The organism is Streptosporangium sp. NBC_01469 (genome assembly GCF_036227305.1).
Lineage (GTDB): Bacteria > Actinomycetota > Actinomycetes > Streptosporangiales > Streptosporangiaceae > Streptosporangium.
This window is the reverse complement of the sequence record NZ_CP109465.1, coordinates 2,024,790-2,040,712: the sequence shown is the minus strand read 5'-3', so window position 1 is coordinate 2,040,712 and position 15,923 is coordinate 2,024,790. Positions and strand designations below refer to the sequence as shown.

Sequence of the window (15,923 nt, the reverse complement as noted above, 5' to 3'; positions counted from 1 at the left end):
GTGTACGTAACCTCTTTTTGGCCACGCATTCGGTGTCGATAACTCAATCTCACAGAGCATTACGTGCATTGGTGCTGAAAATAGCCACGTGGGGTCTGTGGAGACGCAGCCGGGCGGACGCCTCATGGAGCGGTCAGCCGGTCAGTGGCCGACAGGCATCGGTCAATGGCCGGCAGCCAGTGGTCAGCGGTTAGTGGTCAGCGGTCCGTCGTGCCGGGGATCTCGCCCTGGCCGATGGCACTCGCCAGGGCGACGCGGGAGGAGACCTGTAGCTTCCGGTAGATCCGGGCGAGATGGGTCTCCACCGTCCTGGGGCTGAGGAAGAGCTCCTCAGCGATCTCCCGCGAACGCTTGCCCATCGCCGCGAGACGGGCGATCTCCCACTCCCGGCCGGTGAGCAGCCCAAGGGCGCCGGGCGCGCCGGTGGGCGGCGCGCTCTCCTCACGGACCTCCGACGCGCTCCGCACCCGCGGCTCCTCCTCGCGTACGCGCGACGCCTCCTCGCACACACGCACCGCCCCGCAGCCCTCGGCGACGGCCACGGCCACCTCCAGCCAGCCCGCCGCCACCTCCGGCCCGCGGGCCGCCCCGGCCGAGCGGGCTCCGGCCACCAGCGTCCACGCGTGCTGCACCGGCAGCCCCGCGCGGCGGAAGCCCTCGGCCGCCTGCTCGAACAGCGTGGCCGCCGCGTCGTGCCCGCCGTCCGTCAGATGGACCAGGGCCTGAGCCCGGCGAGCGTACGCCCGCTGGGCGGGCAGCCCGAACCGCTCGGCGTCGGCGTCCGCGCCGTCGGCCGAGCGCCGGGCCAGGTCACGCTCCCCGCACCGGGACGCGGCCGTCGACAGCAGCGCCAGCATCGAAGGACGGAAGATCGGCTGGAGCAGCGGCAGTCCCTCGCCGCCGCCCTCCTCCAGCAGAACCCGCACGCACCCGGAGGCGTCTCCGTCCATCAGGCGTATCTGGGCCAGCAACCCGACCGCGGTGCCCGCCCACCAGCCCCGGACGGGCAGGGTCCTGCGCACCCCCTCCTCGGCGAGCGCGACGATCTCGGCGGTGTCCCGCCGCCCCCGTGCCCACATCAGGGCCCCGGCCCGCATCGCCATGGCCAGTCCCACCGCGTTGTCCGCCCCGATGCCGTGGGCGAGCCGTTCCACCTCCAGCGCCCGCTGCCGGGCCTGCTCCAGCTGGCCGGTCCACTGGTGAAGGATGGAGAGCGCGAGCAGGCAGTGCACCACGACGTGCTGCTGCGCGCCACCGCTCGGACCTCTCAGTCCCCGGTGCAGGTGCCTGAAGGCGTCCGCGAATCGCTCCAGATAGATCTCCGAGCAGCCGACCATGGCGAGTGCCTCGGGAACGCGCGCCACCGCGGCGTCGGGCAGCCCGTCGACCAGCCGGACGCACCGAGCCAGTTCGGGCACCGCGGTGTCGACCTCGCCGATGCAGGTGTCGCCGAACGCGGAGAGAATCCGCAGGCCGAACATCGCGGCGTCGCTCTTCCCCTCCGCCTTTCCGTCCGCTTCTCCATCCGTTCCTCCCCACGTTTCTCCCGCTGCGGACCCCGCGGACCCCGCAGACCACGCGACCTCGCGGACCAGCGGGCGCGCCTGCCGGAAGGTCCCGCGCACCATGTGCACCAGCCCGTACTTGAACGTCAGGTCGGCGGTCCCGGCGGGAAGCGGGTCGGGCAGCGGGCGCGGCAGCGCCTCAAGCGCGGTGTGCGCCACCGCCTCCGCCTCGTCGTACCGGCCCAGCAGCCGCTCCACGTCGGAACAGACGGCGTGAGCCTTCAGGCGGAGGTCCACGGGGAGCTCGCGGTCGTCGCGCAGCACCTCGTGAACCAGGTCCCGGGCATCCCTGAACTGCCCGGCGGCGATCAGGGCGCGGCAACGGGCGAGCGTCAGGATGACGCGGAACGTGTTCGGCCGCTCCGTGCCCGGCAGGGCTTCGGAAGCCAGGCGCAACCAGCGCGCCGCGGTGAACGGCGCCTCGGCGACGGCCTCCTCCGCCCCCTCGACCAGCGTCCGCAGCGCCAGGGGCTCGCCCGCGCCCAGGACGTGCTCGGCGTGCCTCGCCCGCGCCACGGCGGAGGCCCCCCGCGCGGTGAGCAGGTCCAGCGCCCGGCGGTGGGCCGACAACCTGAACGAGAGATCGGCGCGCTCGTAGATGACGTGTCCCAGCAGGGGGTGGCGTACGGCGAAGCGCTGGCCCGACGCGAACGGCCGCACGATGTCGCCCCGGGTGAGCTCGGTGAGCGCCGGCAGGGTCCGTTCCAGGCCGAGACCGGAGACCTCGGCGACGTCCTCCAGGCTGAACGGGGTGGCCAGCACGGCGGCCGCCTCGACGACCAGACCGGCGTCGGGTGTGAGCGCGTCGACCTCCACGACCAGCTCCACCGACTCGCGGAGCAGGCCGTTCCTGTCGGTCCCCGGCTGGTCCGGCCAGAGGTCGGGATCCCAGCCCGCCGCGAGAAGGATGCGCACGTTGCGGGGATTGCCACAGGCGGCGACCCGCAGCCGGTCGGCGTACTCGCGAGGGTCGACGTATTCGCGAGGGTCGACGTACTCGCGGGGATCGGCGTACTCGCGGGGATCGTCGCGCCACTGGAATCCGGCGGGCCTCGCACCGCCGCCGGCCACCGGGAAGACTGCCGGTAGGCCGCCGACCGGTCGGCGGCCCTCGACGAGGGCGGCCACCGCTCCGGTGTCCAGCGGACCCGGTTCGACGCGGATCACGGTCCCGGCCTGCGCGCCGTGGTCCAGCGCCTGCAGCAGCATGGACGGGGTCCGCCGGGGGCAGTGGGCCACGGCGAGCAGGAAGGGGCCCTGCACGGGAGTACGAACAAGGTGGGCCGCGAGCCGCGCGGACTCCTCGTCGCACAGGTGCAGGTCGTCCAGTATCAGCACGCCGCCGGAGCCGGACACCCAGTTCGCGAGCAGCTCGCGGACGAGAACGCCCAGCCGGAAGATGCGCGTGGGGGTGAAGCCCAGCGTGTGCCACGGAACCGGTTCCCGGTCCCGCTTCGGGATCCGGGGGATCTCGATGCCGGGCTGGTCGCCCCAGGCGTCCATGAACACCTGCAGGGCCATCTTCGTGCCCCGTACGGCATGAGCGTGCAGCACCTGGATCCCGCTGTCGGCCGCTCGCGTCCTCAGGACGCCCAGCAGCCTCGTCTTGCCGATCCCCGGATTACCGGTGATCTCCAGCACCGTGCTCCGGCCCTCGGCGAGAGCCTTCAGCGCGTCCTCGATGCGCGCGATCTCCGCGTCTCGCCCGACCAGTCCTGTATGCGATGGTGCTGCGCACATGTATGCCCTTCCCGACAGTGTCCGGCGGGTTCCCGCAGCCGTCAGCCGACTTTTGCCGTCGCCGACTGAAGCGCTTCAGGATGATCGAATCATCTGCACTCACCGAGGACGGTAAACGTATCCACCGACAGGATTCATAGGATTCGGGACATCGCCGCGTCCTACCTGGCCGGAGGCCACCCGCTCCGGGCGAGAGTGCGGACCGGACCCGCCGGCGAGCCGTTCGAAGGGCTTCGGTCTGGCGGAGATCCGCGCCCGCGGGTCGCCGTCTCCGGGTGTCCTGAGGGTGGTGACAGACTTCGCTCATGGACTCGGAGAGCATCACGGCGGCGGTGGCGGGCACCTGGGAGCTCGGTGACCTGACGGTCAACCGGATCGGGTTCGGCGCGATGCGGCTGACGGCGAACGCCGACGGCACGCCGAGCGATCGTGACCGGGCGATCGCCGTGCTGCGCCGCGCGGTCGAGCTCGGGGTGAACCACATCGACACCGCCGCGTTCTACTTCTCGCCGCTGCGTTCCGCCAACGAGCTGATCAACCGGGCGCTGGCCCCGTACCCCGACGACCTGGTCATCACCACGAAGGTCGGGCCGGGCAAGGACCCCTCGGGCGCGTGGCTGCCGCCGGCCGGGCCGGGGCAACTGCGCGGCCAGGTCGAGGAGAACCTCCGCCAGCTCGGCCGCGACCACCTCGACGTGGTGAACCTGCGCGTCCACGGGCCCGACTCGATCGCCGAGCGCTTCGGCGCGCTGGCCGAGCTGCGCGACGCCGGGCTCATCCGCCACCTGGGCATCTCCAACGTCAGGCCCAAGCACCTCGCCGAGGCCCTCGCCATCGCCCCGGTGGTCTGCGTGCAGAACAGGTACGGCCTCGGTGCGAGCCCCGAGCGTCGCGGGTTCCTGCGCGCCTGCGGCGAGCAGGGCATCGCGTTCGTGCCGTTCTTCGCGATCGCCGGGGAGGGGCGCGAGGCGGGCGCGAGCGGCGCCGACGACGAGGCGGTCCTCGCCGTCGCGCGCGCCCATGGGGCGACGGCCGCGCAGGTCCGGCTGGCGTGGACGCTGCGGCACGGGCCGCATGTGCTGGCCATCCCGGGCACCGGAAATCCGGACCACCTGGTCGCCAACGTGGCCGCCGGAGCGCTGCGGCTCTCGGACGACGAGCTCGCCCGCCTCGAAAGGGAGACCCCGGTCACCTTCTGACCACCGGGACGTCAGGTGATCACGACTCGCCGGCCGCCCGGTAGGTGCACAGGTACGCGCCCGCGTCGCTGGTGGTCGTGGAGACCAGCTCGAACGCACGCAGGGCGCCGTCGGCGGGGAAGATGCTCTTCCCGCCGCCGAGGATCACCGGCATGACCACGAGCCGGAGCTCGTCGACCAGGCCCTCGCCCAGGAGGGTGCGCGCGAGCATGGGGCTCCCCATGACCAGCAGGTTGCCGCCGTCGGTCTCGCGCAGTTTCCGGATGTGGGCGACGGCCTCGCCGCCAGGGATGCGCGTGGTGTTGTTCCACGTCAGCTCGTCGTCGCCCAGCGTCCGGGACACGACGTACTTCGGGAGGGCGTTCATCTGGTCGGCGAACGGGTCACCGGCCCGCTCGGGCCACGCCGCGGCCATGTTCTGCCACGTGCGGCGCCCGAACAGCAGTGCCTCGGTCCCGATCAGCGCGCCGTCGAAGGCGCCGCCGACCACGTCGGGGTCGAAGAACGGGTGGGACCAGCCGCCGTGGGCGAAGCCGCCGTCGGTGTCCTCCTCGGCTCCGCCCGGCGCCTGCACGACGCCGTCCAGGCTGATGAACTCGATGATCATGATGCGCATGGAATCCGCTCCTCTGGGGGGTGTGTTCTGAGGGGTGGCGTCACCGGTCCGGACGAGCACGTGCGCGTCCGGACCACCACGAACCGGTCAGGCCGCCGGGCGTCCCGCGCGGCCGGCCTGATGCGTCAGCCCGCTTCTTTCACGCTCGGATGCAGGGCGACGACGATCCGGTGGTCGCGGCCGTTCTCGGCGGACTCGTCGTGGTACTTGGACACCAGGGCCGTGACGGCACCGGCGAGCTCCCCGGCGAACGCGGCCCGGTCGGCGGCCGAGGCGAAGCGCACCTCGCCGTCGATCGCGAAGGTCGCGACGCGCTTGCGCGCCTTGGCGGCGCCGGTGAGGAGCGCCCCGACGTCGCGGACCAGCCGGGCCGCGACCGCCAGCAGCCAGCTCGCCGACAGCTGGTCGGGGGAACGGGCCGGGTCGGGCTCGACGGACGCCAGCGCGGTCGGGGAGATCACGTAGGAGGCCGCGGTCGCGCGCATGATGCGCTCGTTGACGTTGCCCTTGCGCCGCTCCTCGATCATCTCGACGAGCCCGTGCGCCTCAAGCGTCTTCAGGTGGTAGTTGACCTTCTGCCGGGGCAGGCCGACCTTGGCGGCCAGCATGGTCGCGGATCCGGGCTCGCTCAGCTCGGCCAGCAGCCGGGCCCGGATGGGGTCCAGCGAGGCCTCGGCTGCGGCCGGGTCCTCGATCACGGCGATGTCCTGCATGTCCGCAGACTACTTCCGACAAATTATATTGTCAAGAAAGTCTTATTTTCCGGAACCGCGGGTCGCGTTGACCGTCGGCCGGGGCCGCACGGCATATGGGCATGATGTCCTGAATCCAGGAACCGGCGGGTTCGGGCGGACAGTACATGTGTGTGGAAACGACTATGCGTGCCCGGGTACGCGCCGGGGATCCGGATGCCTTCAGCCGGCTGTTCGACGACCACGCGCGTTCGGTCTACAACCACGCTTTCCGGCTGACCGGCGACTGGTCGGCCGCCGAGGACGTGGTGTCCCTCACCTTCCTTGAGGCGTGGCGGCTGCGGGGCAGGGTCGACGCGGACGGCGGCTCGCTGCGGCCCTGGCTGCTGGGTGTCGCGACCAACGTGGCCCGCAACGTCAACCGCGCCTCCCGGCGGCACGCGGACGCGCTGGCCAGGCTGCCTCCGGGCGAGGCGGTGCCCGACATCGCCGAGGAGGTGGCGGGCCGAGTCGACGACGACGAGCTGCTGGCCTCCGTGCGGGCGGCCCTGGACGCGCTGCGCAGGCCGGAGCGGGAGGTGCTCGCGCTGTGCGTGTGGGCCGGGCTCGGGTACGCCGAGGCGGCTGAGGCCCTCGGCGTACCGGTGGGCACGATCCGCTCCCGGCTCTCGCGGGCGCGGAGGAGATTGCGGAGGCTCGCCACGAACACGAACACGAACACGGCGACGGCGACGGCGACGGCGACGGGAGAGAGTCGGGAACCGCGGGCGCGGTCCAGACAGGTAAACGGTGACCGCGACAACGCGGTCCGGCTCGTTCGGGAGAAGCACCTGTGAATGTCCCCAAGCCCCAGGCCGATCACGATCAGATCGAGGAGCTGGCCCGGCTGCTGCCGGTCCCGGTGGAGCGGGATCTTCCGGCGGGCCGTCGCCGACCGCTCAAGGAGTTCTTGATGACCGAGATCCACCAGGACGCCCAGCCCGCCGGGCCGAAGTGGCGGCTGCCGCGCCCTGCCCTCCTGGTCCCCCTGCTCGCCGTCGCCGCCGCCGTGGCGGTCGCCGCCCCGCCGGCCCTCGGCGGCGGTGCGGCCCACGCCGTCTCCAAGAACGACGACGGCACCATCTTCATCACCATCAACGAGGCCAGGGACCCCAAGAGCCTGCAGGCGGACCTGCGGGACATGGGTCTCAACGCGGTCGTCGACTACATCCCCAGGGGCAAGAAGTGCAGCCCGCAGCCCCGCAGCCAGAGCTTCCTGCCCAAGGAGGAGCCTTCCCTCACCGTCTGGCCGGGACCGGAGACCCAGGAGTCCGGCTTCACGATCGACCCCAGGGCCGTCGGGGACGGCCAGGTCGCGGTGCTGGAGTTCAGCGTCTCCGAGCAGCCGCGGATGGCGGTCGCCGGCATCTGGGCGCGCGTTTCCAACGGCCCCGTGGCCGACTGCGTGCTGGTCGACAGCACCGAGGCCCCGCTCGGCCCGCCCAAGGGGGACTGACCACCCCCTCCACAGGTGCGGCGGAGCCGGGCCATCCCCACGGGGCTCCCGCCGCACCTCTGGAGGCCCTGGCGGAGGTCGGCCATCCGGGTCGTTCGAGGCTGTGGGGCAGCGGGTACGACACGGACCCGGAGCACCGCCACGCCTTCCTCGGAGACGAAAGTCCGGCCCCGGTTTCCACCGGTGGACCCGGAGAGGAACCGAGCGGGCCGGTCCTGGCACGTCCCGGTTTCACGGGCGTCTCCCGCGCGCCGGTCAGGGCGTCAGCGGACGGTTCCGTCCCACTGCCACCGCGTTCTGCGGCCGAGACCGGGAAGAGGGATGCGGCCCGTGCACCACAGCAGCGTGTCGGAGGCGCCGTGACCGTCCGGAGCACCGGGAAAGAGCCGCTCGACCGCGGGGGCGCACAGGTCGTCCGGCGGGGTCCAGGCGAGGTCGAAGGCACGCGCGATGTCGTGGCTGTGGACGACCAGTTCGACGACGCCCATGGCGGCGAATCCCGGGCCGTCCGAGTGTCCCCACGGATGCCAGGCGCGTACTTCGGGCCCGGATTCGCGGACGGCGGAGGCGAGGATGGTCCCCGCGATCCGGATGCCTTCCAGACACGCGGGGATGGGCGCCCGTTCGTCGAGCGAGGCGAACAGGGTGATGTAGCGGTCGGTCGGCTGGGCGATGAGCAGTCCGGCGTACCCGACCACGCCGAGGGCGATGTGGTCCAGAGTCTTCCGGCAGTCCCACTCCAGGTCCCCTGCGCCACGGGACCAGTCGTGCCCGACCCCCTTGCCCAGCACGGACACGCATTCGGCGGTGGCCTCGCCGACAAGGCGTGGCCAGGGGTTCGTCACGAGCGGCGATCCTCGCTCATGACGAGGGGCGCGGCGGCGACGCTCGGGGAAGGGGCGCCCCTGAAGTGCTCGACGATGCGCGCGTAGCTGTCGAGCGCGTGGCCCCCGGCGATCGCCTCCTTGATGAGGGTCCTGGTGTACTCGGGCATCGCGGCGTCGACGCCCCGGGCCCGGCTCTCGTGGACGAGGTGTTCGACCGGGGGCAGCTGGGTTTCGAGCGTGGCGTCGGTGGCCAGATACTCGCCCGCGTCGATCTGATGGGCGTACTCCGTCATGAACGAGGCCACGCCGGTGAGCCAGCCGGTCGCGTACGGCAGGAACGTCGTCGCCGTGATCTTCTCGGTGCCGACCAGCGCCACGGCGTGCATGAAGCTGTTGAAGGTCCCCCACATGATGCCGAGCAGGGCCACGTCGTACAGCGACGGGATGCCCGTGTCGGCGCTCAGGTGGGTGGTCCCGCCCCCGAGCAGCTCCAGCGTGGGCCGGTGCGCCGTGAAGATCTCGTGGGGCCCGCCGTACAGGATGACGGCCTCGGGGGTGCCGATGCCCGGCGGCGTCATCATGATCGCCCCGTCCAGATACCCGGCGTCGCGGTCGTCCGCCCACCCGGCCATCTCGCGGGCCTCGTCCGAGGAACCGGACGTGAGGTTCACCAGGACGCGGCCGGACAGGGCGTCGCCCGCCGGGTCGAGGATCTCGCGCACGGCGTCGTAGTCCCGTACGCAGACGATCACCAACGGGCTCGCCGCGACCGCCTCCTTTACCGTGGCCGCCTCGACCGCTCCGGCGGCGACCAGTTCGCCGGCCTTGTCGCGGGTACGGTTCCACACCGTCGTCGGGTGGCCCCCGGCCAGGAGGGCGCCGGCCAGGGCCCGGCCCATCAGGCCCAGTCCGATCACCGTCACCGCAGGACGGCCGTCGGTTCTGTCATTGCTCGTCGTGCGAGTCATCCGCTCGTTCCCCGTTCGCTGACATGGCACCGGTGGCTCCGGACCGCGATCAGCCTCGCAGTGCCCGCCATGGCCCGAAAGTGGCAGGACTGACGACATACACCAAATTCCCGCCATAGGATGACGAACATGAGAGCCGGTTCCGTCGCCCTGGCCGTGATCAACGACGAATCCATCCCGATGTGGGACATGTACGAGTTGGGCATCGCCTGCACGGTCTTCGGCGTGCCCCACACCGACCTGGCGGACCCGTGGTACGACCTGTGGCTGTGCGGCATGCAGGCGGGCACCGCGCTCAGCGGACCCGGCTTCGTCCTGAACACCCCCCACGGGATGGACCGCCTGGCCGACGCCGACACCGTGATCGTTCCCGCGGTGCCCGAGGCCTGCATCGACGGTGACCTGGAACTCCCGGAAGAGCTGCTCCGGGCGCTCCGCCGGGCCGCCGCCGCCGGCGCGCGCATGGTCTCCCTGTGCAACGGCGCCTTCGCGCTCGCCGCCGCCGGGCTCCTGGACGGCCGTCGCGCCACCGCCCACTGGTCGCACATCCCCACCCTGGCCAGGCGCTATCCGAAGGTGCGGGTCGACGAGTCGGTGCTGTACGTCGACGACGGCGACGTGCTCACCAGCGCCGGTCTCAGCGGTGGGCTCGACCTGTGCCTGCACCTGGTCCGGCGCGATCTCGGCGCGCGGGTGGCCAACCAGCTGGCCCGTCTCATGGTGGTCCCCGCGCACCGGCCCGGCGGCCAGGCCCAGTTCGTGGAGCAGGTCGTGCCCGTGACCGACGACGACGGCATCGCTCCCGTGCTGCACTGGGCCGTGGAGAACCTCGACCGCCCGCTCACGGTCGACGCGCTGGCCGAACGTGCCGGGATGAGCCAGCGCACCTTCCACCGGCATCTGCGTGCCGCCACCGGGACCACCCCGATGAGATGGCTGCTCAACCAGCGACTCTCCCGCGCGCAGAGCCTGCTGGAGTCGACGGATCTGCCGATCGACAAGGTCAGCGAGCACAGCGGGCTCGGCACCGCGAACAACCTCCGCCACCACTTCGCACTCCACATGGGGGTGTCGCCCACCGACTACCGGCGCGCCTTCCCCTCGGCCTCCCCGGCGGGGAACGGTCAGGACTGACCGTCGGCCGTCCGGGCAAGACCGCGTGTCCGGGTGAGCGTCACCCCTCCGGTGGGGCCGCGTTCGGGGCCGGTTCGGTACAGGGGGGCGAGGCGGTCTTCTCGGTTTTCGGGATGGGGTTCTCGGTTCTCGGTTCTCGGGATGACGGTGACGCGCACGACGACGGCCCCGCCCCGGAAAGATCCGGGGCGGGGCCGTCATGGGTGCCCGGGGCGGTGGTCTCCGGGTTCCTCGGGATCTCCTCGCGGAACCCGGCCACCTCGGGTCACGGGCTAGCGGACGCCTCGCCTGCCGTACAGGCTCACCGCCAGGATGACGCCGACTGCGGCCAGGGCGATCTGGATGATCAGCTCGATCCAGTCGATACCGGACGTGGCGGAGACCCCCAGGGCTCCGGCGATCGCGGTGCCGATGAGTGCGGCGACGATACCGATCACGATGGTCAGCCAGATCGGGATGCCCTGCTTGCCGGGCACGACGAGCCGACCCAGGGCACCGATGATGGCGCCGATGACGATGGCGGTAATGATGCCGGTGACTGTCATGTTCCACGCTCCCTGTCTGCTCAGCTGCCAGGCGTATGCCCTGGGAAAGAGGAACAACACATAACGGGGTGACCCGAAATTGGTGGCCGCTCGTACGGACACGTCCTGAGCTCGTACGGGACACGTCGCAAGGGGGCCGCGAATCGGTTCCGACCGGGGTTCGAAGGCCGGGCGCACCGGTGCCGGTGGCGGGGAATCGGGGGCCGTCCCGGTGTTCCCGACGCGGGGAGCGACGCCGTCCGGGAGGGATCGCAGGAGCACAGACCCGGTACCGCCGGGGATGAGGGCTCCGGCGAGCAGCTCCTCGCCCCCTTGGGAACCGCTTTACCCGGCCCCTTTTCCCGGTGCCACCACTTCGCTCGTCGCTTTCCCCGGATCTCGTTCCGCGCGCCTCTTTCCGGTGTCGCGGCCCCGGTTACCTTCCGCGCGACACTTTCCTTACCGGCCGCGAAAAGGGGGGCCGAATAAGGGTCCAGACCCGGCATGCCCCGCTTAACCACACGCCGTCCGGCGGCACGGGGAGGCCGGACTTCCGGCGCCGATCCTCCCGGTTCCCTTCACGCGGACGGGCATTGTCGCGACAATCGTCACGGCACGCCTTCGCTCGGCGACTTCCGGGGCCGGACGGGCGGAAAGGGATGGAGCAGCAGGTAAGGACGGTTGGCCGCGGAGTGGTGCGCATCCGGGCGCTCGCGGCGAGGGCCCCTTCCCCCGGACCGGACGGGTCAGCGTACCGCCAATGCCATATCACCCCCTCACTCCCTTTGATTCCTCATGACCATGAGATAACCCCTATATGGGAAATATCATGACAGTGCGTTAATGGCGTGGGTAAAAACTTCCCGAAAACGCAGCGAGGCAGCCCCGCCGATCCATTCACATCGTGATGATCGCCCCATGACAGATCCTCACGAGATCAATCCACGTAAGGCCCTGGAACTCGGCATGGACCGGCCCATCTCCCGCCGGGACTTCTTCGATGGGGTGATCACGGCCACCGGGATCGCGGCGGCATGCTCGCTGCCCGGGGCCGACGGGGGAGACGCCCGTCCCGCACGCCCGGAGGATCTGGAGCTTTCGCCGGACATGTCCTATCCGCCGTCCCGCACGGGGCTGCGCGGCGACACCGCGGAGGCGCTGAGCGTGCCCCACGCCCTCCGCGACCAACGGTTCTGGCCGTACGCGGGCGCCCCGGAGCCCACCGGCGAGCACTACGACCTGGTCGTGGTGGGCGCGGGGATCAGCGGTCTCAGCGCGGCCCACCGGTGGCTGGAGCGCGACCCCGGCGCGCGGATCCTGATCCTCGACAACCACGACGACATCGGCGGGCACGCCTTACGCAACGAGTTCCGCCCGGCGGCCGGGAAGGGGCCGCTGGTCGCGTACGGCGGCTCGCGGTCGATGGAGCGCCCGTCGGCGTGGACCCCGGAGGGCAAGGACCTGCTCGCCAAGCTGGGCATCCGCCCCGAGAGGCTCGCGGAGTCCTCCGGCCGGGGGCTGTACGCGAGCCTGGGGATGCACGACAGCGTCTTCTGCGACCGGGAGACCTTCTCCAAGGAGAGGTTGGTCGTGCTCACGCCCGGCAAGAGCGCCCCCCGGTGGATCGCCGAGCTGCCCGTCGCGGAGCGGGCCAGGAGGGACCTGCTCATGCTGTACGGCGACCCGCCCGACTGGTTCCCCGGCCTGTCCGCCGAGGAGAAACAGGCGCGGCTGGCCCGGCTGACCTACTCGGGTTTCCTCAGGGACGTCTGCGGGGTCCACCCGGACGTGCCGGCGTTCGTCAGGACCATGCCGAGCGAGGAGTGGGGCTACGGCTCCGACGCCTTCGGCGCGATCGACGCCTGGGGAAGCGCCGACGAGCACCGGTACGCGGGGTTCCAGGGGCTCGGGCTCGACAGGTCCAAGCCGTCCAGGTACAACTCCCCGACCGTGATCAAGGAGTGGGACGCGGGCGAACCGCGCGCCTGCCGCTTCCCCGAGGGCAACCAGGCGATCGTCCGGATGATCGCCGCCCGGATGATCCCCGGCTTCGCCACGGCCTGCGGCGCGCGGGACGTCACCACCGCGAGCTTCGACTACGGCGTGCTCGACCGGCCGGGCAACCGGGTCCGCGTACGCCTGTCCAGCCCGGTGGTCTCGGCCGCCAACGACGGCCTTCCCGACACGGCCGTCGGCGCCACCGTCGGCTACTTCGACGGCGAGCGGGTGAGGACCGTACGGGCGGGCGGCGTGATCATGGCCTGCTGGAACTCGATGATCCCCTACCTGGTCGACGACCTACCGCCCGCGCAACAGGCGGCCCTGCGACGGGCGGTCAAGGTGCCCCTGCTGTACGCGACCGTCCAGCTCCGCGACTGGCGGGCCTGGCGGAGGATGGGGATCAGGCGCGCCCGGTTCACCGGCGCCCGCTGGTGCGTGGCCGAGCTCGACGACCCGGCCGACACCGGCGGCCACCGGTGCCCGAGGAGGCCCGAGGAGCCGATCACCGCGCACCTGGTCGGCACCCCCGTCACCCCCGGACTGTCACCCGCGCACGGCTCGGTCGCCGGGCGGTACGCCCTGATCGAGACGCCGTACGAGCACCTGGAGTACAGCATCCGCGACCAGCTCACCCGGCTGCTCGGGCCGGGAGGCTTCGACGCGGCCCGCGACATCGAGGCGATCACGGTCAACCGGTGGGGACACGGCTACGCGCCGGAGTACGCCACCCCGTGGGACCTCGACTTCTACCCCGACGGGCAGCCCCCGGCGGCCGTCGCCCGCAGAACGCACGGCCGGATCGCGATCGCCAACTCCGACTCCGTTCCCGCCGCCCGCGCCGACGCGGCGGTCACCGCCGCCTACCGCGCGGTCGAGGAGCTCGGGAGCGGGCCCGCGCGCCCCTCCCGCGGGCCGCTCCTGGCCTGACTCCCGTGACCGGACGGCCCCGCTCCTGGCCTGATTCCGCGACAGGACGGTCCCGTTCTTGACCTGACCCGGCGACAGGACGGGCCGCCCAATCCGGTTTTCTCAGCCCGGTTTCTCAGCCCGGTTTCTCAGCCCGGTTTGCTCAGCCCGGTTTGCTCAGCCCGGTTTGCTCAGCCCGGCTTTCTCAGTCTGGTGAAGGCCCAGCTCATGCTGGGCTCGACCGCCCAGTGGGTGACGCGCCGCACCGGCGCCGTGCACAGCAGGGCGGCGAGCCCGACCCCGAGGAGAGCCACGGCCGCCACCCCCGGCAGGGTCTGCGACCAGTCGCCGTAGAACCGCTCGGCGACCTTCACCACCAGGCCGTGGAGGAGGTAGGCGTACATGGTCGCCATGCCGAGCCCGGAGTACCAGGTGCGCCTGGACGGGGTGATCGCCAGGAACGCGGCGACGAGCAGCGCCCCCGCGGTCAACATGCCCAGGCGGATCAGGCTGCCGGTGAGGTCGTCCACCCCGATCACGTCGTTGGCGTGCCGCCAGCGGATCCACTCGGTCTTCACGGAGGTGTGCACGGCGAACGCCAGGACCGCGCCGGCGACCAGGATGACCGCGCCCGCGACCCGGACCCACCGCCTCCTGAGCCACTCGAAGTGCTCGGGCCGCAGCATGAGCCCGAGCACGTAGAACGGGAGCAGGCCGAGGGTGCGGTTCATCGACAGCTCGTCGGGGAGGTTGCTCATCCCCGACAGCAGCGACAGCCCGACCGCGACCACCAGCGGCCACCGCAGCTGCTGCCAGACCGGCGTGGACAGCCGCCACAGGAACAGCGACATCAGGAACCAGGTCAGGTAGTACGGGTCGAGGAGGCTGATGTCGAGCTTGCCGTACAGGAAGAGGCGGGGCAGCGAGTAGATCAGCTCGAAGATCACGTACGGGACGGCGAGGGTGCTGATCAGCTTGCGCGCCTTGCCCGACGAGAAGGTGAAATTTCGTGACAGGTAGCCGCTGAGCACGATGAACAGCGGCATGTGGAACGTGTACACGAAGAAGTAGGCGGCGTGCGCGGCCGGAACGTCCCGCAGGTCCTCGATCAGGTGGCCGGACACGACCAGGGTGATCGCGAGGAACTTGGCGTTGTCGAAGAACGGGTCCCTGGCCGCGGCGGGCGGCAGGACGGCCCGCAGCGGGGTTGCGACGCTCACAGCCCCGGACGGTAACCGGACCCGCCCAACGCCCGGCGAACGCCCGGTGACGCGCGGGGAAATCCCCGCTGCGAAACCGTACGACCGCCCACCCGCCGTACGACCGCCCGTCGCGGTCGCGACCACGGCACGTTGCCCGCGCGGGTACCCGCGCGGGCAACGCCGCCGTACGGCCCGCGGGCGGTTACGCGACGGCGGCGGCGCTGGCGTCCCAGAGGGCGCGGGCCAGCGCGGGGTCGGTCATCCTTTTGGGAACGGCCGCGGGGGCGCTCTTGGCGAAGTAGCGGCCCGGATGGGCTGCGCCGTCCTGATGGGTGGCGAGGTGGACCATGGTGCTCGCCCCCTCCTCGACGGTCTGGCCCATGCCGGGAACGTTCTTCACCATCCACATCATGAACGTCGACGGGGCGAACTCGGTCTTGATCACGCCCGGATGGAAGCAGGTCGCGGTCACCCCGGTGCCCTGAAGGCGGCGGGCCAGCTCCACCGTGAACAGGGCGCCCGCCTGTTTGGAGTCCCCGTACTGGAGCCAGCCGCTCCAGCGCCGCCGCTCGCGGTCGAGGTCGGACGGGTCGAGGCCCCCGGTCTTGCCCGCCCTGGAGGTCGTGGTGATCACCCGCCCCACGACCCGTTCGAGCAGCAGGTTCGTCAGCAGGAAGGGAGCCAGGTGGTTGACCTGGATCATCGTCTCGTGACCGTCGCGCGTGAGCGTGCGCCTGGTGGTCATGACGCCCGCGTTGTTGACGAGCACGTCGATCCGGTCGTAGCGGGACAGGAGTTCAGCCCCCAAACTACGCACATCATCCAAAAGGGTGTAATCGCACGTAAACGTATCCGGAAGTACCCCGGAGACCTCTCGCACCCTTTCCGCTACCCGAGCTGTCTTGTCGGGATTACGGCCGACCAGAACTACCGTCTGCCCGCGTCTCGCGAGCTCTACCGCCGCAGCTTCGCCAATTCCGGCACTAGCCCCGGTAATCACACTAATCATCAGATCCTCCACTGCGCAAAAACCTTATTCGGTGCTAGTCTCCTG

13 protein-coding genes are annotated in these 15,923 nt (G+C 71.3%); 5 read left to right on the top strand and 8 right to left on the bottom strand.

Annotated elements, in window-relative coordinates; translation table 11 throughout:
* Window positions 1-197 precede the first annotated feature (197 nt).
* Window positions 198-3,305: a helix-turn-helix transcriptional regulator gene (locus OG587_RS09240; RefSeq protein ID WP_329088719.1), complete on the bottom strand. Its 3,108-nt coding sequence runs from the start codon at window positions 3,303-3,305 to the stop codon at window positions 198-200.
* 305 nt (window positions 3,306-3,610) lie between these two features.
* Here OG587_RS09240 and OG587_RS09235 point away from each other — a divergent pair, with 305 nt between their 5' ends.
* Entirely contained in the window at window positions 3,611-4,504 is an 894-nt protein-coding gene (locus tag OG587_RS09235; protein WP_329088717.1) for an aldo/keto reductase, read from the top strand.
* Between the two features lie 19 nt (window positions 4,505-4,523).
* On the opposite strand, the gene OG587_RS09230 is transcribed toward OG587_RS09235, so the two are convergent.
* Window positions 4,524-5,120 carry a dihydrofolate reductase family protein gene (locus OG587_RS09230; protein WP_329088715.1) on the bottom strand — a complete coding sequence of 199 codons (597 nt, stop codon included), beginning with the start codon at window positions 5,118-5,120 and terminating at the stop codon, window positions 4,524-4,526.
* A 125-nt stretch (window positions 5,121-5,245) separates the two neighbouring features.
* Complete coding sequence (locus OG587_RS09225) at window positions 5,246-5,833, bottom strand: ArsR/SmtB family transcription factor (RefSeq protein ID WP_329088713.1); 588 nt, start codon at window positions 5,831-5,833, stop codon at window positions 5,246-5,248.
* A gap of 164 nt (window positions 5,834-5,997) precedes the next feature.
* On the opposite strand from OG587_RS09225, the gene OG587_RS09220 reads away from it, so the two are divergent.
* Together OG587_RS09220 and OG587_RS09215 are read left to right on the top strand one after the other, a co-directional pair.
* A complete protein-coding gene (locus OG587_RS09220) occupies window positions 5,998-6,648 on the top strand; it encodes an RNA polymerase sigma factor (protein WP_329088710.1) in 651 nt (216 codons plus the stop codon).
* Window positions 6,645-7,307 (top strand): hypothetical protein, encoded by a 663-nt coding sequence (locus OG587_RS09215; protein ID WP_329088708.1) that lies wholly within the window; start codon window positions 6,645-6,647, stop codon window positions 7,305-7,307. The genes OG587_RS09220 and OG587_RS09215 overlap by 4 nt, the downstream gene beginning before the upstream one ends.
* A gap of 263 nt (window positions 7,308-7,570) precedes the next feature.
* Here the strand turns inward: OG587_RS09215 and OG587_RS09210 are convergent, their stop codons facing one another.
* Both OG587_RS09210 and OG587_RS09205 read right to left on the bottom strand, forming a co-directional pair.
* A complete protein-coding gene (locus tag OG587_RS09210; protein ID WP_329088705.1) occupies window positions 7,571-8,152 on the bottom strand; it encodes a hypothetical protein in 582 nt (193 codons plus the stop codon).
* Window positions 8,149-9,102 carry an NAD(P)-dependent oxidoreductase gene (locus OG587_RS09205; protein WP_329088703.1) on the bottom strand — a complete coding sequence of 318 codons (954 nt, stop codon included), beginning with the start codon at window positions 9,100-9,102 and terminating at the stop codon, window positions 8,149-8,151. The genes OG587_RS09210 and OG587_RS09205 overlap by 4 nt, the downstream gene beginning before the upstream one ends.
* A 180-nt stretch (window positions 9,103-9,282) precedes the next feature.
* On the opposite strand from OG587_RS09205, the gene OG587_RS09200 reads away from it, so the two are divergent.
* On the top strand, window positions 9,283-10,236 hold the full coding sequence (locus OG587_RS09200) for a GlxA family transcriptional regulator (RefSeq protein ID WP_443075611.1): 954 nt from the start codon (window positions 9,283-9,285) through the stop codon (window positions 10,234-10,236).
* Between the two features lie 272 nt (window positions 10,237-10,508).
* Here the strand turns inward: OG587_RS09200 and OG587_RS09195 are convergent, their stop codons facing one another.
* Window positions 10,509-10,781, bottom strand: a complete 273-nt coding sequence (locus tag OG587_RS09195) for a GlsB/YeaQ/YmgE family stress response membrane protein (RefSeq protein ID WP_329088698.1) — start codon at window positions 10,779-10,781, stop codon at window positions 10,509-10,511.
* Between the two features lie 897 nt (window positions 10,782-11,678).
* On the opposite strand from OG587_RS09195, the gene OG587_RS09190 reads away from it, so the two are divergent.
* Window positions 11,679-13,688 (top strand): FAD/NAD(P)-binding protein, encoded by a 2,010-nt coding sequence (locus tag OG587_RS09190; RefSeq protein WP_329088696.1) that lies wholly within the window; start codon window positions 11,679-11,681, stop codon window positions 13,686-13,688.
* A gap of 170 nt (window positions 13,689-13,858) precedes the next feature.
* Here the strand turns inward: OG587_RS09190 and OG587_RS09185 are convergent, their stop codons facing one another.
* On the bottom strand, window positions 13,859-14,887 hold the full coding sequence (locus OG587_RS09185) for an acyltransferase family protein (RefSeq protein ID WP_329088694.1): 1,029 nt from the start codon (window positions 14,885-14,887) through the stop codon (window positions 13,859-13,861).
* A gap of 184 nt (window positions 14,888-15,071) precedes the next feature.
* Complete coding sequence (locus tag OG587_RS09180) at window positions 15,072-15,878, bottom strand: SDR family NAD(P)-dependent oxidoreductase (protein ID WP_329093792.1); 807 nt, start codon at window positions 15,876-15,878, stop codon at window positions 15,072-15,074.
* Between the last annotated feature and the right edge of the window lie 45 nt (window positions 15,879-15,923).